We start from the raw sequence: 23,438 nt of genomic DNA, 5'->3' as shown, positions 1-23,438 counted from the left end.
CTTCTGTATGGCTTGCCCGGCGCGGCCGAGGGCGCCCCGGCGACGCCGGGCTGCGGGCCCCAGGCGACCTCAGAAGCGAATCGCGTCAATAACCTTGACGCGCACCGCCACAAGGGCCGGGATGGCCCCGGCCAATGCGCCCACCAGTACGGCTGCGCCGAAACCGAGCATTGCCGCTTCGATGGGGAACGGCGGGTACTGGCTAAGGGCTGGGGCAACCTTTGACTGGATCCAGGGATGCTTGACCACCGCCACCGCCACCATGACACCGGCCAGCCCGGCCACTGCGGTGGCCACGACGGACTCCATCATCACCCCCAGGAAGATCCGCCCCGAGGTAGCTCCGAAACTCCTTCTGATACCGATTTCCCGCACCCGGTAGCGGACCGTGACCATCGAGATGTTCAACATCCCCACCGCGCCCAACAAGAGGACCAGGCCTGCAATACCGCCCACCACCATCTGCACCGGGGCCAACGGATCTCCGTGGGCGGCAAAGTCCATCCGCTGCGCCATGATGTTCATTTCGGGGAACTGCTGCGCCAAGTCGGCTTGGATGGCTGCCGCGAGCATTTCTGCTTGCCCTTCCTGTACCCATACATTGAACTGCCCACCGAGCTGGTTGACTCCCATCTGCTTGGCGGCGCCGGACAGGATGTATGCCGCCGGGGGCGCGTCCGGCCAGGTGTCCGGCACGACGCCGATGATCACCGTCTTCGATTCCTGCTCGCCTGCGGTCTTGACGCCGGGTTGCGAGGCGAGATCGGGCCTGCCAGCCGCGTTGTAGAACGCTTCAGAAACGACGACGGCGGGCGCCAGCCGCTGTTCGTCGTCGCTGGCAAACCAGGACCCTTGCTGTAACTCCAGGCGGTGGATGACGCCATATCCGGGGTCCACCACCATCAATTGGACGGACTGGACACCGCGAGGGAACTGGAACGGCTGCTCGGCGTGGCCCTCGTGGGAGGAGAAGGCAATACCGTAACGGTCAACGATGGACTGATAGGCCGCATCCAGGCGCGCTGGATCCGGCTGGGTTGGACCGTTGACCCCGAGTGCGAGCGTGGCCGAGCGTCCGCCGGTGCGCTCGGACGAGGCTTTGAATCCCTCGCGGGCGAGGTTGCCGACGCCCACCACGGATGTGAGTGCCGCGACGGACAACGCTACGCCCAGCAAAGCCAGCAAGATCCGAACCTTGTTGATCCGCAATTCCTGCCAGGCTTCCACCATGGCTGACATGAAACCGATCATCGACGGACCTCCGACGATGTGGGCCCCAACGGAGCCGGACCGAAGGAAACCAGCGCAGAGACGGCCGGTTCCGGCAAAGCGATCCCCGGGGTCCCCTGGCCGTCAAGGGGATGCAGAATGCCCGAGTCCAGACGAAAGCTGGACCGTGCCAGTGCCGCCACGTTGCTGTCGTGTGTGATGGTCACGAGCGCGGCGGCGGACTCCGTGGCCACTTGGTCAAGAAGTGCCATGACCGATTGCCCGGTCTCTACATCGAGCGCGCCTGTGGGTTCGTCGGCAAGGATCAAACGGGGCCGCCGGACGAGGGCCCGCGCGATGGCCACCCTCTGCTGCTCACCACCCGAGAGCATGTTCGGCATGATCCGGGCACGGCCAGCAAGTCCCACACGGTCCAACATGTCCATGGCCAGCTCACGTCGCCGCAGGAAATCCCGGCCGCGGGCGTAGAGGAGCGGCGTGATGACATTGTCCAATGCACTACGTCCGGGGAGCAGGTTGAATTGCTGGAACACGAACCCCACCGTGGAGCCTCGCAACCGGGCACGTTCGTTGCCTCCGATTTGTAGCACAGGTGTGCCAAGAAACTGGATTTCACCGGCCGTGGGTACGTCCAGCAGACCCAGGAGGTTCAGCAGGGTTGACTTCCCGCAGCCGGAGCGGCCGATGATCGCGGTGTGGTCGCCTGAGGAAATCTCGAGGTCGATCCCCCGGAGGATATGAAGCTCCTGACCATCGGGCAGCACCACGGTACGCGTGACGCCGCGCAAGCTCACGAGGCTTTCCATACCTAGCCTCCCGCCGGGCGGTACGCCGCCGGGCCCGGCCCGTAACCTTGCTGGGAAGGCGCGGCCGGGGCGCCAGGGACGAATTCAAGCACCCGTTCCCCTTCGGCGAGGCCAGAGAGCACCTCCACCTTGTCGCCGTCGTTGAGGCCCAGCTTCACCGGCCGTTGTTCTGGTGCTTTACCCCCGGCAGCCGCGCTGGCTATCCAGACAATTCCTTCTTTGACACTGCCCTTCACCGAGGTCAGTGGAACGGTTACCACGTCCTTGGCTTCGCCCGCGCTCACCGTCATGGTTGCTCCCAAGCCGGCGAAGACTTCCGTTCCGGCCGGCACAGGACAACTAAGCGTCCCGGTGCTCACGCCGTCACTTTGCGCTGCCACACCCGGCCCAGCCGCGGCCAACGGCAGCGCGCCAGCTGGCGCCGCCATCCCAACGCCGCCGGCTCCACTCCCGCCGGCAGCGGCTCCGGCGTCGTTGGCGTTGTTCTTCAGCGTCACCGCAGGGCATGCGAACGGCGCCGGTCCGCCCACCAGGGAGATCTGTGCTGAGCCCGGCTTGGCAAGAAGCCGATACTGTTGGGCGGCGTTGACCGGGCCGGAAACCGTGAAGGTCCCGGGATCGACCTTGCCCACAGCCTGGCCCACGCTTAACTGCTGGTCAAGGAGGGCCGTCAGGTCATTGAGTTTTCCGTCGGCGGGGGCAAGCACGTCGCTGTACACGTACACGGGCTCTGACGCGGTCTTCTCCCCGGGCGTCGTGGCGCCGCTGGCAGGCTTGGTCCGCTCGGATTTGACTTGGAAGAGCCGGTCCCCCTTGGCCACGATCACGCCCGGCTCCACATAGATATGGACAACCATTCCCGCCGCCGTGCTCCGGACACCGACAGCGGGGTCGCTCTGAACGGTGGCTTTGATCTGCACAGTATTGGTGACCGTTGCGCGCGCCGCCGGCACGATCGGCGTCTCCACCCTGGCCATCGGGGCCGGTTCGGTACCCTGCGGCTTTAGCCCATCCACAAAGGCGATCTTCACCAAGGCCACGGCGATCACTGCAAAAACCAGCAGCCATGCCACAGGCAAAATGACGCGTCGAAAAACACCCATCCCTGCTCCATTCGGTAACTCCCCACAGAACCTCTCTGCGAGGGATGATGACCATCAGCCTAGGCGATGGCTCCGACGAAATCGGGACCGCTCGTGACTTGAGCGTGTGCTGTATAACGCATGCGGCGGAATGAGAGGATAGGGCGCATGAGTCTGCATATCGCCAAGCCGTGGTTGTTCAGCCAGCCGAACCAGGATCCTCGCGCAGCCACCGGCAAGGCCCTGAACTGGGGCATTGTCGCCACAGGGGGGATCGCCAAAACCGTGAGCGGCGACCTCGCCCAGCTTGAGGACGCAAACCTTTACGCGGTGAGTTCCCGGCGCCAGGAATCCGCGGATGCCTTTGCCGCCGCGCACGGGATCACGAAGTCCTATGGGGACGACGGCGGTGTGCCCGGCTACCAGCGGCTACTCGCCGATGACGCCGTCGACGTGGTCTACGTGGCCACTCCGCACGCCCAACATTTCGACATCGTCAGGGATGCCCTCAACGCGGGCAAGCACGTCCTGTGCGAGAAAGCCCTGACCATTAACGGCCGTGAGGCGGCGGAGCTGGTCAGCCTCGCTCGTGACCGGAAACTGTTCCTCATGGAGGCCGTATGGAGCCGCTTCCTGCCCAGCATCCAGAGGGCATTCGCCATCGCCGCGTCCGGCGAACTGGGCGACATCAAGTGGGTCAGCGCCGACTTGGGATTCCCCGCCCCCTATGACCCCTCGGCCCGGATCTGGGCCCCTGCAGACGGCGGCGGGGCACTTTTGGACCTCACCGTGTACGCGCTGCTCTGGCCTTTGGGCACCCTCGGTTTCCCGCAGTCGGTCAGCGCAGTGGGCACTTTGACGGACGACGGCGTCGACTCCCAGAATGCGCTCACACTGGCTTACGACGGCGGTGCCATCGCCCAGCTGACCTCTTCGTTGCTGGCCCACGGGCCGCGCTCGGCGTCAGTCGCAGGCTCCAAGGGCTTCCTCCAGACGCAAGGTTCCATCAACAATCCGCGCGAGCTACTGATTCGAACTGGCTGGGACGAGCCGCGGACCGAGCGCTTTGACGCGGTCGGGATCGGCTACACCTACGAGCTCCGTGAGGTCACACGCTGTGTCCAGCAAGGGTTGACCGAGAGTCCTGTGATGCCCCTGGAGGATTCACTGAACACGATGCGTCTCTTCGACGGGGTGCGCTCCCAGCTCGGAGTCCGGTACGCGAACGACGCCCGGTGACTCGAATGACGATGTCGTCCTCCATGGGAACAGTTTCCATACCGTCGGTTGGTTATTGTCATGTTCCCCTTCCCTGCGTGACAGTTGTGGTCATTATCCGTGCAACCTCTGGACTAATTAACTAGTCCAGTCCTACGATGGGAGCGATCGTCAAGGACGCTGGGGGGTGTCGAGATGGAAGCTGTGCGAGGTACGCCGCGCCTTCTTCATGTTCTCCGCTCCGTCATGCTGGCCGGCGCCGGGGCTGTTGTTTGGCTGGCCCTCTCTTCGACAGCTGCCAACGCTGATTCCGGCAGCGCTAACAACCACACGCTTCTGGGCGGCGCAGAATCCGCCGTGACAAACGTTGTGCACAACGCGACCGCGGGAATCATCGGCAGCGTCGCTCCGGCGAGCGTCGCATCCGTACCTGCTCCGACAGTGGCTTCCGCTCCGGCCCCGGTGATCCATCTACCAGTCGCTCAGGTACCAGCCACCGTTGTCCACGAACTACCGCGACTGACTCAAGCTATCGACCGGAGTGCGGCCAGTACGCCCATCGTCAACGACATCATCCATGAAGGCACCGTTGGCGCCGTGACTGCACCTGTTTTGTCTCCGGCGGCCAGTGCGGTCGGTGGGGTTGGGTCAGGCGTCGGCGCCTTAGTTGGCGATGCTCTTTCTCCCGCGTTGGATGCCGTCGGCTCCACCGTGGACGCGCTTCCCATCGGCAGCCTGCCGATAACGATCCCTGGTGGCGTCGGGACAGGTGGAACTCCTTCAGAGCAGCCCTCGGTCCCCACGATCGCGCCGCTTGCGCAGGCCGTCGCGGTTCCGTTGGTCAGCCTCGCTGGAACCAATGGCCCGCCGGGCCTGCGTAAGGCACCTTGGAACGCGACCCTCCAATACGTCGGCTACGCGAATCCTGCAGTGCCCGGGTCTCCGTCTGACGGGAAATTCCCGGACGGCACTCCAGGCAGCAGCGACGGCGGAAACGGCTCAGCGGCCCTTCCAAGCAATCCTTCGGGAGCGGCTACCGCCTGGCTCCCGAGCATGAACCTGTTTTATCCATTTGCCGGGGCCCTTGTGTCCACGGCTGCTGCCGGTAGAGTTCCGGCTCCGGTGTCATTTGACCCGGGTTCTTCTCCTGATTAGTTCCGAGCCACGCCGCTTTCCAGAAGCCAATTCTCGGCAGCGGCAGATGGCCAATCGGGCGTTCACGCAGGCTCCTGCGGACGCCTCTAGGAACCACTCGTTCAGGAGAAAAACAAAATGCACAGCATTGTTCGCAAGGGGCTGCTTGGCACCCTTTTTGCCGGTGGGTTGATAGCCCTCGGCGCAACTGCCGCGAATGCGGCAGACACCACCACAAGTGCACAAGGCACCGCCTCAGGCACTCAAGTCGTTGCGCCGGTCACCATCCCGGTGAACGTCGGGTCGACGTCGCTCACGATACTTGGAACTTCGAGCGCCGCGACCACCACCCCTGCACTCGCCTCGGTTGTGGCCTCGGCGACTAATTCCGGCGGACCAGCTGTCCCGTCCGGAACCCAGGCGGTGGCTCCGATATCGGTCCCTGTTAATATCGGAGCCACCTCTCTGGCAGTTCTTGGCAATTCCACCGCCGGGACAGCCTCTAGCGCCCGAGTGGCGGCACCGGTGACCGTTCCCGTCACGGTCGGCGACACCAGCGTCAGCCTCCTCGGAACCACCCCGGCAGGCACCACCACCGGAACCGGCGTCACCGCGCCCGTCACCGTCGGCGACACCACCGTCAGCCTCCTCGGAACAACCCCGACAGGCACCACCACCGGAACCGGCATCACCGCGCCAATCACCGTCGGCGACACCACCGTCAGCCTCCTCGGAACAACCCCGACAGGCACCACCACCGGAACCGGCATCACCGCGCCAATCACCGTCGGCGACACCACCGTCAGCCTCCTCGGAACCACCCCGACAGGCACCACCACCGGAACCGGCATCACCGCGCCAATCACCGTCGGCGACACCACCGTCAGCCTCCTCGGAACCACCCCCGCGGGCACCACCACCGGAACCGGCATCACCGCGCCAATCACCGTCGGCGACACCACCGTCAGCCTCCTCGGAACCACCCCCGCGGGCACCACCACCGGAACCGGCATCACCGCGCCAATCACCGTCGGCGACACCACCGTCAGCCTCCTCGGAACCACCCCGGCAGGCACCACCACCGGAACCGGCGTCACCGCGCCAATCACCGTCGGCGACACCACCGTCAGCCTCCTCGGAACCACCCCGGCAGGCACCACCACCGGAACCGGCATCACCGCGCCCGTCACCGTCGGCGACACCACCGTCAGCCTCCTCGGGACCGTCCCGACAGGCACCGGGGACCTCGGATCCCTCCTGGGAACCGGACTCACCGACCCAATGGGTCTGCTCGGGACCGTCCCGACAGGCACCGGAGACCTCGGATCCCTCCTGGGAACCGGACTCACCGACCCAATGGGTCTGCTCGGGACGGTCCCGACAGGCACCGGAGACCTCGGATCCCTCCTGGGAACTGGACTCACCGACCCAATGGGTCTGCTCGGGACCGTCCCGACAGGCACCGGAGACCTCGGATCCCTCCTGGGAACTGGACTCACCGACCCAATGGGTCTGCTCGGGACCGTCCCGACAGGCACCGGAGACCTCGGATCCCTCCTGGTTGCCGGACTCACCGCACCTTTGAACCTGCCAGTCACCGTCGGCACCGTTTCAGTGGGCCTGGGCCTTCCTTCAGTCGTCGTCACCCCGCCTGTCGTCAACCCGCAGGTCGTGAACCCGCCTGCCGCCCCTGCCGGAATTGGTGCCCCTTCCGGCGTCGTTCCTTCGGTTGAGACACCGTCGGTTGTCGTATCCGGAGCGGCAACGCAAGCCGGCGTCACTGCCGCTACTGCAACAGCTGTTGTCGGAGCGGGAACCGCTGTTCTCGCGAGCACTGGCTTCAATGGCCTGTGGTTGCTATTCGCAGCGGCCCTGCTACTGGTCGGACTCATCGTGATGGTGGGCAGCCGGAAGATCCGGGCCAGCATTCCCGCATAATCACCGGTTAGGGCTGCTCCACCGCACTGGATCGCAACCCGTTTCCCGGCTCCTCCGCAGGCAAACCGGCCTGCGGAGGAGCCGATGCGTGGCCTCGGCAGGGACCTTCAGCCCTTGGTCCGGACGAGGCCCTGGTATGGCGGGGCGCGGGCCACCCGAACACGGAATTGATAGAAAAATCCCAATAGTGCCACAGGCTGTGGCGCTATTGGCGAAGGTTCTTAGGGATGGGATGGTTGTTCAAACGCTTGCTTGGACGGTATCGACGATGCGTCCGACATGCAGGCGTTGATCGCAGGCTGACATGAGCGTCTCGTCGTGAGTGGCTATGACAACAGTGGCACCTCTTGCGGCTTCTTCCAGGAGGAACCTGGTGACAAGGTTTCGGTTTTCCAGGTCGAGAGATGCTGTCGGCTCGTCGGCCAGGATGACGTCGGCAGATCTGAACATGGCCCGGGCGAGCCCGACCCGCTGTTTTTCACCTCCGCTAAGGGTTGAGACCTTGAGGGCGGACCTACCCCCGAGGCCGACTCGTTCTAGGACTTTCTCGACGCCATTCCTCTGGCTATTCCGGCGACCGAAGACCGGGAGTCTGGAGAGGGCAACGTTGACTGCGATCGATTCTTCTTCGATGAGCCCGTAGTCCTGAAAGACGAATGCTGCGTTTTGTTGCCAGAACCTGCGCCGTTGGCGGTCGTTCCAGTGGGTGGCGTCTTGGCCTCCGACCATCACCTTGCCGTCGTTCACGCGCCGAAGCAGGCCCAAAACATTGAGTAGGGTGGTCTTGCCTGATCCGCTGGGACCGGTGAGGGCCAGAGTGCCCCCTGGGACCGCGGATACACTCTGCCGTGCTAAGACGTTGTGCGCGTCGATGGTGACGGTGACGTTCTCTGCTGAGATTTCCATCGGGATTCCCCTTTCAAGAGGTCTAGTGGGTTAGGCCTTTCGGGCGAGGGTTGTCTTGAAGATGTGCTGGGCAAAGCCGATGTGCAGGGTCCAGGAGATTGCCATGTACAGGGGTATCCCAGTGAGGGCCCAAAATACTTCAGGGCGTGCAGCCCCGCCGAGAGCCAGAAACATGCCGGTGGTCAGCGCGCACGCAAGCGCAGCTTCCCATATGGCCCTTCGGGCGAGGGACTTCTCGCATGCCCACCCGGCGGTGCGTTCGACGAAAAGTCGCTTGGCGCGGGAAAGGGCGTAGACCAGCGCGGAAACGGCGATGCTGATTGTGAGGGCAAGCAAGACCAGTGTGAACGAGAGCGTCTTCATGCCGGCGGACTGGTTCTGGAGCTGGCTGTTGTAGAGTGCCGCGTCTGCGACCCTGTCGACTGAAAGGACAGCGGTTGCAAGCGATGACGACTGAAGGTACTCGCCGACCCATGCTGAGTCGTTGAAGATGAGGTTTCCAGAGGAAAGGAACGCAGCAATTGTGGCGTCGTTGAATGTTGACTCGGGGTGGTCGGCAACGATGATCAGTGGGTTGCGGAACTCGGCCATTTCTCCGATCACCGGGGGGAGCGCAGGGAAGAGCTGCTGGCCTGTGTATCGGTAGTATTGAAGGCCCGTGTTCCCTTCCGGGCTCGCACCCTCCCGGCTCAACAGAGGGAACTGTTCGGACCAGAATTCCCTAATTCCACTCGGAAGAGCGTCGAAGGCCACTTGTTCACCGACGCCCTGCAGTGTTGTGTCCAAGTGCGTGCCGGCAGAGGAGATCAGTGGTGAAATAGCCCGGAGGTAGTCCGGGTTGACCACCACGATGCCATCGAATTCGCCGGTGTCCATAAGGGGTTCCTGGCTGGGACGATCGTGCATCCGAGGTGAAAACGCGTATGACAGTGTGAGCTTGCCTGCGGTGGAGGCCGATTCGCTGATTTCTCGAAGGTCCGATTGTCGGCTGACGAATTCCGCGTCTGACTGCACGGAAATGCGGAGCGCCACGTGGTTTTTCAGTGCTTGCCACTTGGCGCCTTGGTTCGAAAGATCTGTGGCGTGGCCGATGGACGTGCCCAGCACGGGCAGCATTACTGCGACAAGTATGAGCGTCGCTCCTTTCAGAACTTCGCCGGCCGTGCGGAAGTGGCTCTCGGGGGGTCGGCGTGACGCGATCCCGTCTACCGTCGGCCAGGTGATGAACCCGACGACGAGCGCGCACAGGATCATTCCTGCCGCCGCAATTGCGAGGAACGTGCCGGCTGTGAGAAGGAACTCGGGAAGTCTTGAGGTCTTGCCTTGGACGGCAACCGCGGCAGCTGCGACCGCCAGGCCAGCTAGAGCAGGTGCTCCAAAGGAGACCAGGAGTGAAAGCAGGTCGTTGAAGGCGATTTTTTGTATGGGCCCCGTTCAATACCTTGAGGGCTCGGGCACGGGCCCGCAGAACATACCAGGAGATCACCGTCGTGAAGGAGAGCACGACACAGGTCAAAAAGGTCAGCCATGCTCCGGACTCCACCAAGGCCTGACCGACAATTGATCCCTGATTCTTGGCAACGACCTTCCGTTCAATTCCGTGGGAATCGATCCAGCCAACGAACTCGTCGACAGCTGCCTGGCCCCCGGAGTAAACGTAAGGACCGTTGAGCGAGGCGGTGCCCAGTTCACTGGATGGCAGGAGACGTCCGGTCATTCCAGGTTTGAACCAGTCGATGTTCTGGGGTTCCTGCGGGTCCTGCTGCCCAAAGGCGTAGAGGGACCGGGAATTGAAGAAGTCGTTCGGGTCAGCCACGACTTTGGCAAGGCGCAGACCAGACGCGTCTGCAATGGAATCGAGATCAGCGATGGCCTGATCCTTGGTTACCTGGCTGTGCGTAAAGTCAAGGCTCACCTTGAACTCCGCGCCCAGGGGGAAAGCATCGTCTGCTGTCGAGATGACAATTCCCGCGAGGATGGACAGGAATATCGCGATACCGAGCGATGTCAGCCTGACAAGAGTTTTGAGCATGTGGGTGTGGTTCCCCCCGTAGGATTTCGCTTTGCCTTGGTGCGCAGTCAACCGTAATTCCACGTCCCGCCCTCCACCGGGTACTGAGTCCAGGCTCTGGCCGCTACAGCCCCGGTCGTTGCAAGAACACCACAACCTTCCGAGCCTCCACTGAGGACCCCTGCTTGTGATGCGCCGCCCTGTCGGGTAGCGCTTGTTGATGCGAGCGGAGCCGATCACCCAAGGTGCAAAGGATCAACGGACCAACTCAGATAAAGGTGATCTCGCGGAACCCGCGAGATCACCGGTCACAGAATAAGTCAGCAAAACCATAAAAACAAGACGGCCGTCCGGTTTTATTCCAGTGTCCTGGCAGCTGTGGCGCCTGGTATTCAATCAAGTAGGCATGACGAAGGGCCGGCTGTTCAGTTGAACTGGTCCCCGAAAGTTGGACTCGTTATTGTGCGAGGTCTACTTTAGCGGCCAGCGATCGGCTCTTCGAAGAAGTCCCCGTCCCATTTGGGACGGGGACTTCTGTCGTTGCTAACAGTTCTATGGCCGCTAAAGTGAGTGTTCGTTTGAGGTTCGTCCAATCGGAAGTACGGTCGGAGATTGGTCTATGGCGTTAGTCCTATCCCCAGATTCTGAGACCATAGCGCTATGAGCATCAGCGGCGCACACGCATCTGCGTTCTTCGACGAAGTAGTCCGAGAAGGGCGGGTGTGGACGATTAGGGATTCTGACGGCATCCCAGCCCCAATGGGAAGCAACGGAGTACGTTCAATGCCCTTTTGGTCCTTAGCCTCTCGGGCAGAAAAAATCATCTCGACAGTCGAGGCATACGAAGGCTTTGAAAAGGTAGCCATCCCTCTTAGTGAGTGGCGAACAAAGTGGATACAGGGTCTTGACAACGACGGGCTGAACTTGGGACTCAATTGGTCGGGGAACCGCGCAACAGGCTACGACGTAGAACCCGCCGCTGCGCTGTCATCCCTTATTGCCCGGGAGTCAAGTGACTAGATCAGGCGGCGCTGACCGACATCGTTAAGAAGTGGAGCCAGGTGTCCTGCCCAGGGTTGGCTAAGAGGGACCTATGCCGCAAGCGTTTGAGCACGGTACTGTACCGGACTCAAACCCTTGAGCCTGGTGGAAATTCGTTCGGTGTTGTACCAGCGGATGTACTCGTGCAGCGCTGATGCAAGTGCGTCGGTGTTGAGGAACCGGACACGGTGGAAGAGCTCTTCCTTCAGGTGTCCGAAGAAGTTCTCCATGACGGCGTTGTCGTAGCAGTTGGCTTTGCGTGACATCGATTGGACCGCGCCGGCGTTCGCCAAGAGTGTGCGCCAGGAGTTGTGCTGATACTGGAATCCCTGGTCGGAGTGCACGAGTGGTTTCTGCCCGTTCTCCAGCGTGGCCAAGGCGCCGCGCAGCGAGGCGTTGGCCAGCTCTAAATTGGGCGAGGTGCCAATCGCGTAGGAGATGATCTGCCGGTCGAAAAGATCCATGATCGGTGAGAGGTAGAGCTTCCGGTCACCGACGCTGAACTCGGTCACATCGGTAACCCACTTCTGGTCCGGGGCGTCCGCTTCGAACTGGCGTTTCAGCAGGTTCGGGGCCACGATGCCCTGCTCGCCCTGATAGGAGTTGTACCGCTTCCTGCTTCGGACCTTGCAGACCAGCCGCAGGGAACGCATCAGCTTCAGGACGGTCTTCTTGGCGACCGTCCACCCTTGCTTGAGCAGTTCGATATGGATCCGGCGGTGGCCATACCGGCCGTGGTTCTTCTTGAAAATCTCCGTAATAGCGGCCTTCAGGGACGCCCGTGGATCAGGTCCTTGGAGACGGGCCTGGTGGTAGAAGAAGGTTGACCGGGCTAACCCGGCTACGTCCAGGAGAACTTCCAACCGGTGCTCAGCCTTGAGAGCGATGACAGCGCGGACCTTTAGCGCTGTTCCTCGTCCCTCAAGGCGTTTACTTTTCCCAGGAAGGCCACTTCTGCGCGCAGTCGTTCGTTCTCACGGCGCAGCCGCTCTACCTCAGACTCAGGTTTCCTTGCTGTCCCGGGATTCGTCTTCGGACGGCCTTTCGGCTTGGGGCGCAGCCCATCCTCGCCTTCGGTCCGGTACTGACGCGCCCACTTCTCGAGCAACAGCGGAGAGGACAGCCCAAGCTCTTTCGCCAGGGCGACTTTGGGCTCACCCGAGCGGTATCGCTGCACAGCATCAAGTTTGAACTCAAACGAGAACACCGGTCGTGTTGGCTTCGCCACCAGGGTCGTACCTCCGCGTGTCCGCCATCGTCCATACAAACGCTTGATGGCACCTCTACCTACTCCGAGTCGGGTCGCTACCGCCCAAGCACCCCAACCCGTTTCAAACAACGCTACCGCGGCCTCGCGCTGCTCCTCGGACAACGAACTTCTTCCATCCATAAAACTGCTCCCCGAAAGTCAGAACTGATTTCTCAGTCCAACTTTCGGGAGCAGTTCAAGTTGGCCGGCCCTTCTGGTTTCCTCGGACAAAGGAAAATCTGTGGTGCAGCGTTGCTGCCGTGGTGTTAGAAGTTGTGGTGTTCCTGGCTGTGGCTGTAGTCCGCCAACACGCCCCAAAGGCGCGCTACATCGCGGCCTTGTCATGGATCTTGACCGCAGCCGGGGCATAGACCGGGGGAACAGCTCGGAGGCTTCGCGCCGCCGGTAGTCGCGTTCGCCGTAGGCTTCCACCATTTGCCCAAAAAGACGTTGCCCCTCAGCGCGCAGTTCATCCAGTTCGATGCCCGGGAGCGACCCGCCAACAACTACGGGGCGGCCCGCAACGTAGGTGTCGGTGACGTTGCGTGCCGAGCCGTTGAGAATCAGCGTGCGCAGTGGATCTTCCACGACCCCGTCGCGGAAGTCACCCAGTGAGGCGATCATGATGTCCGCTTGCGCGCCGGGACACAGGCGTCCCAGGTCGTCGCGGCCCAATGCCGTGGCACCGCCCAGCGTGGCGGCGTCGAAGAACGCCGACACCGTGCCGGCGTCCCGGCGGCCCTCGGCGATGCGGGCCAGGTGCGTGCCGACGTCGATGCCCTTGATCAGGTCCGGCGGGAACGAATCCGTTCCCAAGCACATGTTCACGCCAGCGGCTGCGAATGCGTCAAAAGACTTGAGCATGCCTGAATAGTGGAACGACGTCAGGGGGCAGTGGATGATGCTGATCTCATGCCGGGCAAGCACATCCAACGGCCCGCCCGCCGCGCTGGACGACGGGTCGGTGCCGTCTATGACAACCCCGTGCGGGATAAGGAGCCGGGTATCCAGCAGACCGGAGTCCGCAAGCTGCTCCAGGACGGTGCGCCCTGTGAGCTTGATGAGGAACCCGTCTTCATTGGCCCCCTGGAGGCAATGCAGGCGGACCAGTGCGTTGCGTTCGATGGCCAGTTCGGCGGTCTGACGCATGAGTTCGTCCGAGAGAGTCTCGATTCGGCACGGCAGCAGAACACCAGTAAGCAACGGGTGTCCGAGCTCGTCGGCGTAGTCGAGGAACCGTGCGGCGTCGGCGAGTCCTTCACGCCCCTCTTCCTCGTCGAAGAGGATGACCCGCTGGCCGTCGTTGTCGGTGACATTGATCCCCGAGCGGTACGCCGGGCCCAGGAACCCGCGCAGACCGAGCTCGATGCTGGACTGCGCCATTCCTTGGAGTTCTTCGAAGGTTTCAGCCCAAGAGCTGTGGATCTCCGAGGCGATCGGCATGTAGGTGGTCACGCCGTGCAAGGCTAGCTGCGCCAGTGCGAACTTGCGCACGCTTTGGCGTTGCGCCGCGGTGAAGACATCGCGGCGGCGGTTGTTGAAGTAGTCCTCTGACCATTGCAGGCCCGGAGCGATCTCCTCTGTGGGCCAGGAGTCGAAGATCATGTGGTCGATGTCCGTCAAGGCATCGAGATCGATGAGGCCAGGTGCGATCAGGCTCTGGCCAAAGTCCCGGCGTTCGTCCACGGGACCCGTGTATCCGGTACCGACGTAGATGATCTCGTCGTCCCGCATCACGACGTGCCCGTTTGTGTGCATCACATGCCTGGTCCCGTCATAGCCAAGGACGTACCGGGCAGAAAGTTGAGTAATCATGAACCCTCCAAATTAGGTATCCCAGATCGAACAGCCGCCCAAAAGCTCGAAGTTGGCCGAGCGCATGGATGCCCTCATTTCCAAGACTTTTAGCGACTTCCGTGACATGCCTTGCATAGCACTGTGATTCACCTTACCATTTTTGGTATACCAAATGGCATGGACAGATCCGTCCTTCGCCTCTGCAGCACACGAAGGGTGCACAACAATGAAGAACAAATCCACAACCACTCCGGAGGTGGATGCGCCCGTAGTCAAGGTCGATGACGGCGCGACCCGCCTCTTCACCCCGACCACGCGGCAATGGGGGTCGATGATCCTGCTGTCCACAGCCGTCTGCGCCGTCGCCATTCTGGCGGGTACGCACAAGATTCCCCTCGGCAACGCCGCAATCGTGCTCATGCCTGTCTTGTGGGCCGTACTGATCGGCGCTGTCATCGGCGTGCAGAAGGTACGCCCGATGTCCGGCCAAAGCCGTGCCGTGGCCTCGGTGTTGCTCAACGTCAGCATCGTGATGTTCCTGGCGGCCCTCGGCACCCAGGTGGGCCCCTCCCTCGCCAAACTGACCACCCTCGGCCCGGCCATCCTGCTCCAGGAAGTAGGCCACATCTTCGGAACGGTCATCATCGCCCTGCCGGTCGGCGTCGCACTGGGCATGGGCCGAACGGCCATCGGTGCCACCTGGGCAATCGACCGTGAATCGTACTTGGCGTACGCACTGCAGCGTTTCGGCGTGAAGTCCCCGGTCTACCGAGGCGTGTTCTCCGTGTGGCTGCTGGGCAGCGTCTTTGGCGCAGTCTTCATCTCCCTGCTGGCTGGCTTGCTCGGAGGGATGGGCATCTTCGACCCGCGTGCCCTGGCGCTCGGCCTGGGCCTCGGCTCGGGATCCATGATGCTTGGCGGCGTCGCTGCCTTGTCCATCATCTACCCGCAGCAAGCACCTGAGATCATGGCCCTGGCGGCCGTGTCGAACCTGGTGACAAACCTCGTCGGCTTCTACGCCGGGGCATTCCTTTCGCTGCCGATGTCCCTCCGGCTCTACAAGTTCTGGTCCCGCCTCTTCCGCCGCGATGATGAGGGCAAGCGCCTTGACCGCTACGGAAACGCCGTTTCCGCGAACCAGCGCCGGCCACAAGACCGACGCAAGGTAGACGTTTCGGCCGTAATCCAGGACCCCGAGGTGCGCATGAAGCCTTCAACGTGGATCATCGCTTTCGTCGCAAGCATCGCCACGGGAGTGGTCCTCAACGCTTTGGGGACGAAGTCCATTAGTGTCAACGATGTCATCGGCGTGGTGATCCTTGCCCTCCTCACCGGCCTGGCATTCGTGCTCGCCAAGTACGTGCCGGCCGTACCGTCGAGCGTCTGGGTCCTTGCTCTCGCCACCTTGGCAACGGCCCCGATCCTTCCTTTCAGTGGCATGATCGTCTCCTTCACCCACAACCTTGACGCGCTGTACGTGGGCCTTGGATCGATCGCCCTGCTCGGCATGAACGTGGGGCGCGACGTCAACGCTCTGAAGTCCCTGAACTGGCGCACGGTGATTGTGGCGACAATCACGTTCTCCGCGAGTTTCGTAGCAGCCGCGGCACTTGCGCAATTTGTCATCCATGTCTGAGTGCTGACGCCGGACAACTGACGCCAGAGGGCGGGTGGAACGGACTCTTTTGGTCCAATCCACCCGCCCTCTGGCGTCTTTACGCACCCGCTCGGCCACGCATCTGGGTGATATTCGACGCATCGCGCCTCCTTCATGCGCCGGGACTGCGCCGGGGCTGCGCCACTTACGGTCTCAAATGAACGGCGGAAGGACACCAGAGCACTCTGGGATTGCTAAGATCTAAAGGCTCAACCGGCAACCCGGAGAGCCTCCCCATCAACTGGCCGGAACGGACGTGCCTCCACGCGCCCGGTACCGGCCCCTGCCCTGCCCGAGGAGACCCCCGCCCTCATGACCGCATTGGCCAAACCGGACTATTTCGAGGAATACGACGAGGATTACCGCAGCGAACTGGACTCGCGGTACGAGGAAGGTTTCGGGCACGGCCCAGAACTCGACGACGACTACGGCAGCGGCAACGGCTACGACGAACTCGACAAGCTCTTCAATGGCTTGTTCGACGACGAGGATGACTTCGACGCCCCGGCCAAGGCCGAAAAGAAGGCTCCGGCCAGGAAAGACGTTCCGAAGGCCGCTGCCGTAAAGACGGCCACGCCGAAAATAGCTTCGTCAAAGTCGATGCCCAAGGCCAGCCCGGTCATTACCCGCAGGGTGGTACCTGTGGGCGCTCCCGCGATTGAAGCCCCGCTTGCCGACGCCGCCGAAGAGGGCCTTGTCGAAGCTCCCGTTGCCGAACAGCCTTCCCCGACTGCGGCTCCCGTCGCCGAAACGACGGCGTCCGTGACCATCATCGAAAGGGCCGTCGCCGAGCCGGCAAGCGTCGAGCCGGCAAGCGTCGAACCGGCAAGCCCCGAACCGGCACGTTCGGGTGAGGTTCCCGCCGAAGAAGCCGAGGCACCCGCGGTTCCGGACAGCCCCTTCTTCGCCCCGCACATCGCCCCGGTCAACGAGCATGTGGAGTTCCTCCGCAAGCTCCGCCCGGGCTTCGAGGTCCCCTACGTGGATCCGATGCACTCGGTGGAGGACTGCCGGATTGTCACCCTGTTCTCCAACACGAGCGAGGCCTCCCCGCGGGGCGTTGTCTGGGCCGGCGACGACGCCGCCGCCACCCGGCTACTGGGCCTGCAGTTCCAGCTCGGCCTGCGCCCGGAATGGATGATGCCGTGGAACACCCACCCGTGGTTCACTCCGGGCGCGGCGAACGGAAAGCTGACTCCCGAGCAGGTCGCCGCCGGCCTCAAGCCGCTCATCGCTTTCCTCAAACTCGTTCCACGCGCCTCGGCGATCGTCGCCCACGGAACGGAGGCCAACCGCCTGGCGCAGATGCTCCTCAAGACTGACAACCAGCTGATCTGGCGCCGCGGCCTGAAGGTCTACAAGGCCCGTTCGCTGCACGGGCGCGCCTTCGCCGGCTCCAAGGAACGCCAGACCGAATGGCTGATCGAAATGGGCCGCTCCTACGCGGACGCCATGGCCCGCGCGGGTCTCCAGACCGGACGGCGCTAGGGCGCGGTGCCAACCCCTCAGGGCCCTGGCTGGCGCTGATGCGCCTAGCGAACTGGCTTCCGGGCCGGCTTCGCGGCGAACAGTTTCCGGTCCAGGGAGGCCGCTCCGGAACCGATGAAAGCAAACGCCAGTGACACGGCGATGTACAGAATCAGCAGCTCCGCGTTGATTCCGGGGCGATCGCTCAACAAGGGTTTGCCTGATTCGGTGACAAACCAGATCCCCGCGTACATCAGAGCGGCCAGGAAACCGGCCACTCTGGTCAGGGCGCCGAACACCAAAAGTGCGCCCAATCCAGTTTCACCCCAGATGACCAGCCAGGACATCAGCTCCGCCTTTTGAACACCCATCGCGGCGATGGTTGCCTCAAATACCGGCTGCCCGGCCAACAACTTCTGGACTCCATGCAGCAACAAAAGGCCGCCGAACACGATCCGCAGAAAAGCGATGCCACGCGAGGACGAGGTCTGCGAAGGAAGGAGGAATTTCACCCGGTCCAATCTTCCATGCCAACGGCACAGCTCAAAACGGTGGCAGCGCCATCAGGCAAGTCCTGTGCCATCACGCCAGCAGCGCCGGAATATCCTTGACGCCCGCCAGGATGTGATCGTGCGGCTCTCCAGCGAGCTCCTCGCGTCCCAATTTCCCTGTCAACACCCCAACAGCCGTGACTCCCGCGTTCTTCGCCGCCCTGAGGTCGTTCGTGGTGTCGCCGGCGGCAAGAACCTCGCGGACGTCCATCACGCCTGTCAATTCCATGGCGCGGCGGATCATGTGGGGCGCCGGGCGTCCGGCCGCCACCTCATCAGAGCAGACGACGGCGTCAAGCAAGCCGCCGTCGTCGGGCGTTGCACCTTTGTCCGCAAGCGACCAGCCGAGCCGCGCCAGAAGCGGCTCCGCGACATCGCGGGAGAATCCAGTGGTCAGGGCAATCTTGACGCCCCGGCTGCGCAATTCGCGGAAGGCGTCCTCAACGCCGTCGAGCGCTACCGGCGGGTTCTGCACGTAGAAGTCCGCGAGCAGCTCCTTGAAGCGCTGGAAAGCCGCCTGGACAACGTCCGTGGTGGCAGTGCCACCACCCTTGGTGATCAGCGCTGCGATGGCTTCCACTTTGTCTGCTCCCATCCATTCCTGGACGGCTTCGGGGGTGGTGCGTGCCCCGGCCTCCTCCACGCAACGCGCCAGCGCCACGTAAACGTCCCCGTGTTCGTCGATGGTGGTTCCAGCCATGTCGCAGGCTACGAGCTTGATCATGTGTCCTTCTGGTCTATTCGGCGTGGATGCGCACCAAGGCGGCGCGGCGTTCCGCGGTGTTGTCGATGGTGAAGTTTGTGAGTGCCGGAAGGTACCGGTCCTCCGAGTATTCGATGGCCGTGCCGTTGGCGGAGCTGGTCACCCGGCGTTCCCGCAAAAGGGGCGTCCCTTCCGCCTGTTCCAGCAGTTCGGCGTCTTCCTCGCCGGCGGCCACGGCGTCGATAGTGTGGCGTGCACTGTAGAGGTCCACGCCTTGAGCCTTGAGGAAAGCGAAGATGGAGCCGGAATCCGTGTCGAAATCGAACAGCAGCCGCCCCACCTCGAGGATGAAGCTGGTCCGTTCGATCATGGCGGGCACGCCGTCCAGGTAGCGGACACGCAGCAACTCCACCACCTTCTCCCCCTGCTCCAGCCCCAGTGCGTCGGCCGCTTCGGCACTCGCCTCGCGGCGTGCCACCTCCAACGTTCGCTGCCCGGGGGTCTTGCCAATACCGGTGGCCCATTCGGTGAAGGAATTGAACGTCGAGAAAGACTGGGACGGCACCGTGGAACGAACCATCGGCGGACGTCCGCGGCCGCCGGTGACTGCACCCTCCGCCCGCAGGAACGCCAGTGCCTGGCGGATGGGCCCCCGGGACGTCCCAAACTCCTTGCAAAGGACTGCCTCGCTGGGCAATTGCGATCCCGGCGGCCACGTTCCATCGGTGATGCGGCGCATGAACTCCTCGCTGAGGCGTACATGTAGGGGTGCGTTCGGCTGGATACTCACGAGTTGATAATACAAGTTGACGCGGCTCGCTGCCCTATATTTCCTGCCTAGAAGGTAAACGATGCATGAACGATCGTGACCAAAGGTAAAGTCTCAGTAAACTTGTATATACAAGTGGCATTCTGGCTTGATTCCGCCTTCCAAGCAGTCCAATGTCAATGGCGTGAACATCCAACCTTCCCCCTCCGGCAGTCCGCCGGCCACAACATCACGCTCCGATGTCGTGATCGTGGGCGCCGGCATCGTCGGGCTCTCACACGCCGCACACGCTGTTGCAAATGGCCTGAGTGTGACCATTCTTGAGCGCGACCACCGCGCCGTGGGGGCCTCCATCAGGAACTTCGGCCACTGCTGCGTGACCGCCCAGTCCGGAGAGCTCTACGAACTGGCACAGGCCTCCCGTAAGTACTGGCTCGAGTTCGCGGCCCTGGCCGGTTTCTGGGCCGTCGAATCCGGCGCCGTGGTGCTCGCCCGGACCGAGGCCGAAATGGCCGTGCTCCGGGAACTGTCCGCGGCCCGCGAAGAGGGCCAGGTTGAGCTTCTCTCTCCCGCCGGCGTGCGGTCCCGGCTGGGTTCCGGCACCGGAAACGCAATGCCCGACGACGGCGGAGCGGCCCCTGCTTCCTGGCCCGCTTTGGTGGGGGGAGCCTTCCTCCGGGACGACGTGCGGGTGGACCCCCGGACCACGGTCGCCAAGCTCGCCGACTGGCTCGCCCGCCAGCCCGGCGTCCGCATCCACTGGAACACCGCTGTCCTTGGCTTCGAAGACAGCGCCGGCCAGCCCACGGTCCACACTTCCCGTGGTGACTTCCAGGGTAAACAGGTCTTCGTCTGCGTTGGCCACGACGTCGACTATCTGTTTCCCTCGCTCGCCGAGGAGCACCGGATCGAACGCTGTGCCCTGCAAATGTCCCGCGCCGCCCAACCGCCAGGGCTGACGATCGGCCCCGCGGTCCTCACCGCGACGTCAATGCTCCGCTACCCGGCCTTCACGGACATGCCGGCGGCGGCCGCGCTGCGGGCAGAAGTGGAACAGGACCGGCCCGAACTGATGGACATCGGAGCGAACGTGATGTTCACGCAACGCCCCGACGGGACGCTGATCCTCGGGGACTCCCACCACTACCACCGCACGGCCGCACCGTTCATGGATGAAACCGTGACCGCCATCTTGAACAGGGACCGCGTGGTGGCGGCGTGAGCGATAAAATCCAACCGTTTCCCGTCCGCCCGAAGCAGCCCCTCCGATGGATCTCGACGGCGGTAGCGATTGCCGCCTTCGTCGTCCTCCACGCGCTCGCTATCCAGGGGACGGGCTTTCAGCCCGGACTGCTGGTGGACGGCTGGAAGGGGATGGCTGCCTTCGTAGCCGACGCGTTTCCACCGGACCTGAGCTGGGAGAAGACCATCCGGCCAGGCCTGGAAGCCACGCTGGTGACGCTCTGGATCGGGCTCCTGGGAACCACGTTCTCGGTTCCGTTCGCCCTGCTCCTCGCGGTACTGGCCTCCAGGACCACCGCGCCGCACCGGCTGGTCTACCAAGGCGCACGCGCAGTCCTGTCGTTCTTCCGCGCGGTGCCGGACATCGTCTTCGCCTTGATTTTCGTGACGGCCGTGGGCCTGGGACCGTTTGCCGGCGTGTTGGCCCTGATCTGCCACAACACAGGCGTGATGGGCAAGCTGTGGGCCGAGTCCATGGAAGAGAGCGACGCCGGTCCGCAGGAAGCGCTGCGCACTGCCGGCGCCAACCGGATCCAGCAAGTGGCAAATGCAACACTGCCCATGGTGGTGCCGCAATTCGTGGGCCTGCTGCTCTACCGCTTCGACGTGAACGTCCGTTCCTCGCTGGTCCTCGGCTTGGTGGGAGCCGGCGGCATCGGGCTGCTGATCAACCAGTCCATCAAGTCGTTCCGTTTCGACGCGATGCTCACCCACATCCTCATCGTGCTGGCACTGATCATCGTGGTGGATCAATTCTCCGCCTGGGTCCGCCGGAAGCTGGCGGCTTAGCCAATCAGGCTAGTTGCGGCTCGCCGAGCGGAGGAACGGCGAGCCGTGCCGCCAGGCCGGCGTCCCCCATGAGCTGCTTCACGACGTCGGGCCCTTCGGTGAAGTGCCGCCAGCCTTCTGTATGCACCGGGACCACAGTGGCAAGAGGGAAAAGCCGGGCCAATTCCACAACGTCTCGCGAAGTGAGTGTCAGCGGTGCGCCGCCGAAAAGCGGTGTTCGTGCGGCTCCCGCGAAAACCACGGCAACGGTGGTAGCCGGAAACCGCAGGGAGATTTCGGCGGCCAGTTCCAGCGATGCGTTGTCCCCGGAGACGTACATCGTAGGCCAGCCATCCCCCTCGAGCACGAACCCGGTGACTTCACCCGTGACAGGTTCGGCGCCGCCGGGTCCGTGCAGCGCCGGCACGGCGGTGACCACCACGGGCACGTCCCCCGTCACCGCCATCTGCTCCCAAGGACGGAGTCCATGCACCGCGGGTATCCGGCCCGCGGCTTCCCCGTACTCAGGATCATTCCGGCGTCGTCCAGGAGCGCCCTCCCGCTTTTGTCCAGATTGTCGGCATGCTGATCATGCGAAAGGAGAACGACGTCGATGCGTCCCAGGTCTTCTGCCGCCACAGCCGGACCGGTCAGCTTATCCAGGGTCCGGCCTGCGCCTACCGGGTACTCGCCGGGTGCATCGAAAGTGGGATCAGTGAGGAAGTTCAGTCCTGCGTAGCGGACCAGGATGGTCGGCCCACCAATATGGGTCAATATGGGCCGTTTGACGTCTTGTGGAATGTTCATGAGGCAACTCTGCCGGTCCAAGTGGCGGCGAAAAAGTGGCCCGGAAGACAATTATCGCTAGGATCGGGCCATGATGATTCACCAATCCCACAAGGTTGCTGTGCTTGCCATGCCCGGCATGAGCCCGTTCCACCTTGCAGTGCCACAGATGGTCTTCGAAGATCCCGATCCGTCCGGGGCCGCTACTCGATACGAGGTGCGGGTTTTCACGCCCCATCCCGGCCGGCTCCGGATGGGCCACGGTCCGGACATGGTGGTTGAACCCGGATTGGAAACCATCGCTTGGGCGGACACTGTTGTCCTCCCAAGCTGGGATCCTGACGTCCAAGCCTCCAATGAACTCGTGGATGCTATCCGGACGGCCCATCGGGACGGTGCCCGGGTTGTCTCACTGTGCCTCGGCGCGTTCCTGCTGGCTGCCGCCGGGCTACTGGACGGCCGCGAAGCAGTGACCCATTGGGGATACTCCGGGGAATTGCAGGAGCGCTATCCCGCCCTGCGGGTAGTGGAGAATGCGCTGTGGGCCGACCACGACGACGTCGTCTCCTCGGCCGGCGTTGCGGCCGGACTCGACTGCTGCATCCATCTGCTTCGAAAAGACTACGGCTCGGACGCGGCCGATCGCGTGGCGCGCGGACTGGTGATGGCACCTCACCGCAATGCCACCCAGGCCCAGTTCATTCCGGCCCGGCTCCCGCGCGGCGCGGGCCACGACGGAATCGAACGCGCCATGGCGCTGGCCCGCGAAAACCTCAGCCAGCCGATTGGACTGGACCAGTTGGCTGCCGCTGCTTCGATGAGCCGCAGGACCTTCACAAGGCATTTTCGCCACCGGACGGGAACCACCGTCCTTGATTGGCTTACACAACAGCGGCTGGACCAGGCACGGACGATGTTGGAATCCAGCCACGCCGGAATCGAAGAAATTGCAGCCTCCTGTGGCTTCGGTTCCGCGGCCGCTTTCCGGCAACATTTCCGCTCTGCCTTCGGAAACACGCCAAGCCGCTACCGCGAGGAATTCGCCTCCTGACCGTGGGCGTCAGCCGGTGGACGGCAGAATGG

Annotated in this window: 23 protein-coding genes; 10 read left to right on the top strand and 13 right to left on the bottom strand. The window is 63.2% G+C overall.

Translation table 11 applies throughout. The annotated features are described in order from the left end of the window. Nucleotides 1–69: 69 nt before the first annotated feature. From ACX5I4_RS05690 to ACX5I4_RS05680, 3 genes are read right to left on the bottom strand one after another with little or no spacing between them, the layout of a single operon-like run. A complete protein-coding gene (locus ACX5I4_RS05690; RefSeq protein WP_461835814.1) occupies nucleotides 70–1,239 on the bottom strand; it encodes an ABC transporter permease in 1,170 nt (389 codons plus the stop codon). Nucleotides 1,240–1,247: 8 nt separating this feature from the next. Beyond that, on the bottom strand, nucleotides 1,248–2,036 hold the full coding sequence (locus ACX5I4_RS05685; RefSeq protein WP_461835813.1) for an ABC transporter ATP-binding protein: 789 nt from the start codon (nucleotides 2,034–2,036) through the stop codon (nucleotides 1,248–1,250). A gap of 2 nt (nucleotides 2,037–2,038) precedes the next feature. Further along, nucleotides 2,039–3,139 carry an efflux RND transporter periplasmic adaptor subunit gene (locus ACX5I4_RS05680; RefSeq protein ID WP_461835812.1) on the bottom strand — a complete coding sequence of 367 codons (1,101 nt, stop codon included), beginning with the start codon at nucleotides 3,137–3,139 and terminating at the stop codon, nucleotides 2,039–2,041. Nucleotides 3,140–3,286: 147 nt separating this feature from the next. Here ACX5I4_RS05680 and ACX5I4_RS05675 point away from each other — a divergent pair, with 147 nt between their 5' ends. The 3 genes from ACX5I4_RS05675 (at nucleotide 3,287) to ACX5I4_RS05665 (ending at nucleotide 7,408) form a co-directional block, all read left to right on the top strand. Next, nucleotides 3,287–4,357 carry a Gfo/Idh/MocA family protein gene (locus tag ACX5I4_RS05675; protein WP_461835811.1) on the top strand — a complete coding sequence of 357 codons (1,071 nt, stop codon included), beginning with the start codon at nucleotides 3,287–3,289 and terminating at the stop codon, nucleotides 4,355–4,357. Nucleotides 4,358–4,531: 174 nt separating this feature from the next. Further along, nucleotides 4,532–5,491, top strand: a complete 960-nt coding sequence (locus tag ACX5I4_RS05670; RefSeq protein WP_461835810.1) for a hypothetical protein — start codon at nucleotides 4,532–4,534, stop codon at nucleotides 5,489–5,491. 117 nt (nucleotides 5,492–5,608) lie between these two features. Continuing rightward, a complete protein-coding gene (locus ACX5I4_RS05665; RefSeq protein ID WP_461835809.1) occupies nucleotides 5,609–7,408 on the top strand; it encodes a hypothetical protein in 1,800 nt (599 codons plus the stop codon). A 240-nt stretch (nucleotides 7,409–7,648) separates the two neighbouring features. Here ACX5I4_RS05665 and ACX5I4_RS05660 read toward each other — a convergent pair whose 3' ends face one another. Together ACX5I4_RS05660 and ACX5I4_RS05655 are read right to left on the bottom strand one after the other, a co-directional pair. Further along, on the bottom strand, nucleotides 7,649–8,314 hold the full coding sequence (locus ACX5I4_RS05660; RefSeq protein ID WP_461835808.1) for an ABC transporter ATP-binding protein: 666 nt from the start codon (nucleotides 8,312–8,314) through the stop codon (nucleotides 7,649–7,651). A 30-nt stretch (nucleotides 8,315–8,344) separates the two neighbouring features. Next, nucleotides 8,345–9,430 (bottom strand): hypothetical protein, encoded by a 1,086-nt coding sequence (locus ACX5I4_RS05655; RefSeq protein ID WP_461835807.1) that lies wholly within the window; start codon nucleotides 9,428–9,430, stop codon nucleotides 8,345–8,347. Nucleotides 9,431–9,914: 484 nt separating this feature from the next. Here ACX5I4_RS05655 and ACX5I4_RS05650 point away from each other — a divergent pair, with 484 nt between their 5' ends. Beyond that, a complete protein-coding gene (locus tag ACX5I4_RS05650) occupies nucleotides 9,915–10,403 on the top strand; it encodes a hypothetical protein (protein ID WP_461835806.1) in 489 nt (162 codons plus the stop codon). Nucleotides 10,404–10,985: 582 nt separating this feature from the next. Then, entirely contained in the window at nucleotides 10,986–11,345 is a 360-nt protein-coding gene (locus ACX5I4_RS05645; RefSeq protein ID WP_461835805.1) for a DUF2750 domain-containing protein, read from the top strand. Between the two features lie 71 nt (nucleotides 11,346–11,416). On the opposite strand, the gene ACX5I4_RS05640 is transcribed toward ACX5I4_RS05645, so the two are convergent. From ACX5I4_RS05640 to ACX5I4_RS05630, 3 genes are read right to left on the bottom strand one after another with little or no spacing between them, the layout of a single operon-like run. Continuing rightward, the gene (locus ACX5I4_RS05640; RefSeq protein WP_461835804.1) at nucleotides 11,417–12,229 is read right to left on the bottom strand and encodes an IS3 family transposase; all 813 of its coding nucleotides are present in this window, start codon (nucleotides 12,227–12,229) and stop codon (nucleotides 11,417–11,419) included. A 38-nt stretch (nucleotides 12,230–12,267) separates the two neighbouring features. Continuing rightward, nucleotides 12,268–12,756 (bottom strand): helix-turn-helix domain-containing protein, encoded by a 489-nt coding sequence (locus ACX5I4_RS05635; RefSeq protein ID WP_461835803.1) that lies wholly within the window; start codon nucleotides 12,754–12,756, stop codon nucleotides 12,268–12,270. A gap of 18 nt (nucleotides 12,757–12,774) precedes the next feature. Next, nucleotides 12,775–14,430 carry a chlorohydrolase family protein gene (locus ACX5I4_RS05630; protein ID WP_461835802.1) on the bottom strand — a complete coding sequence of 552 codons (1,656 nt, stop codon included), beginning with the start codon at nucleotides 14,428–14,430 and terminating at the stop codon, nucleotides 12,775–12,777. A 208-nt stretch (nucleotides 14,431–14,638) separates the two neighbouring features. On the opposite strand from ACX5I4_RS05630, the gene ACX5I4_RS05625 reads away from it, so the two are divergent. Together ACX5I4_RS05625 and ACX5I4_RS05620 are read left to right on the top strand one after the other, a co-directional pair. Further along, nucleotides 14,639–16,048, top strand: a complete 1,410-nt coding sequence (locus ACX5I4_RS05625) for a DUF3100 domain-containing protein (protein ID WP_461835801.1) — start codon at nucleotides 14,639–14,641, stop codon at nucleotides 16,046–16,048. Between the two features lie 1,011 nt (nucleotides 16,049–17,059). Then, nucleotides 17,060–17,557, top strand: a complete 498-nt coding sequence (locus tag ACX5I4_RS05620; protein WP_461838657.1) for a uracil-DNA glycosylase family protein — start codon at nucleotides 17,060–17,062, stop codon at nucleotides 17,555–17,557. 44 nt (nucleotides 17,558–17,601) lie between these two features. Here the strand turns inward: ACX5I4_RS05620 and ACX5I4_RS05615 are convergent, their stop codons facing one another. The 3 genes from ACX5I4_RS05615 to ACX5I4_RS05605 form a co-directional block, all read right to left on the bottom strand. Then, the gene (locus tag ACX5I4_RS05615) at nucleotides 17,602–18,048 is read right to left on the bottom strand and encodes a DoxX family protein (protein ID WP_461835800.1); all 447 of its coding nucleotides are present in this window, start codon (nucleotides 18,046–18,048) and stop codon (nucleotides 17,602–17,604) included. A 70-nt stretch (nucleotides 18,049–18,118) separates the two neighbouring features. Beyond that, entirely contained in the window at nucleotides 18,119–18,811 is a 693-nt protein-coding gene (locus ACX5I4_RS05610; RefSeq protein ID WP_461835799.1) for a phosphonatase-like hydrolase, read from the bottom strand. Nucleotides 18,812–18,824: 13 nt separating this feature from the next. Beyond that, nucleotides 18,825–19,580 (bottom strand): GntR family transcriptional regulator, encoded by a 756-nt coding sequence (locus ACX5I4_RS05605; RefSeq protein WP_461835798.1) that lies wholly within the window; start codon nucleotides 19,578–19,580, stop codon nucleotides 18,825–18,827. A 163-nt stretch (nucleotides 19,581–19,743) separates the two neighbouring features. On the opposite strand from ACX5I4_RS05605, the gene ACX5I4_RS05600 reads away from it, so the two are divergent. Then, the gene (locus ACX5I4_RS05600) at nucleotides 19,744–20,781 is read left to right on the top strand and encodes a TIGR03364 family FAD-dependent oxidoreductase (protein ID WP_461835797.1); all 1,038 of its coding nucleotides are present in this window, start codon (nucleotides 19,744–19,746) and stop codon (nucleotides 20,779–20,781) included. Further along, nucleotides 20,778–21,590 carry a phosphonate ABC transporter, permease protein PhnE gene (gene phnE / locus ACX5I4_RS05595; protein WP_461835796.1) on the top strand — a complete coding sequence of 271 codons (813 nt, stop codon included), beginning with the start codon at nucleotides 20,778–20,780 and terminating at the stop codon, nucleotides 21,588–21,590. Before ACX5I4_RS05600 ends, phnE begins: the two co-directional genes overlap by 4 nt. 4 nt (nucleotides 21,591–21,594) lie before the next feature. On the opposite strand, the gene ACX5I4_RS05590 is transcribed toward phnE, so the two are convergent. Further along, on the bottom strand, nucleotides 21,595–22,029 hold the full coding sequence (locus ACX5I4_RS05590) for an MBL fold metallo-hydrolase (protein WP_461835795.1): 435 nt from the start codon (nucleotides 22,027–22,029) through the stop codon (nucleotides 21,595–21,597). Next, the gene (locus ACX5I4_RS05585; RefSeq protein ID WP_461835794.1) at nucleotides 22,026–22,376 is read right to left on the bottom strand and encodes an MBL fold metallo-hydrolase; all 351 of its coding nucleotides are present in this window, start codon (nucleotides 22,374–22,376) and stop codon (nucleotides 22,026–22,028) included. The genes ACX5I4_RS05590 and ACX5I4_RS05585 overlap by 4 nt, the downstream gene beginning before the upstream one ends. Before the next feature lie 70 nt (nucleotides 22,377–22,446). Between ACX5I4_RS05585 and ACX5I4_RS05580 the strand changes: the two genes are divergently transcribed. Continuing rightward, nucleotides 22,447–23,406 carry a GlxA family transcriptional regulator gene (locus ACX5I4_RS05580; RefSeq protein ID WP_461835793.1) on the top strand — a complete coding sequence of 320 codons (960 nt, stop codon included), beginning with the start codon at nucleotides 22,447–22,449 and terminating at the stop codon, nucleotides 23,404–23,406. Nucleotides 23,407–23,438 lie beyond the last annotated feature (32 nt).

The organism is Arthrobacter sp. MMS24-S77 (assembly GCF_054888235.1).
This window is presented reverse-complemented; position numbering and strand designations above follow the sequence as displayed.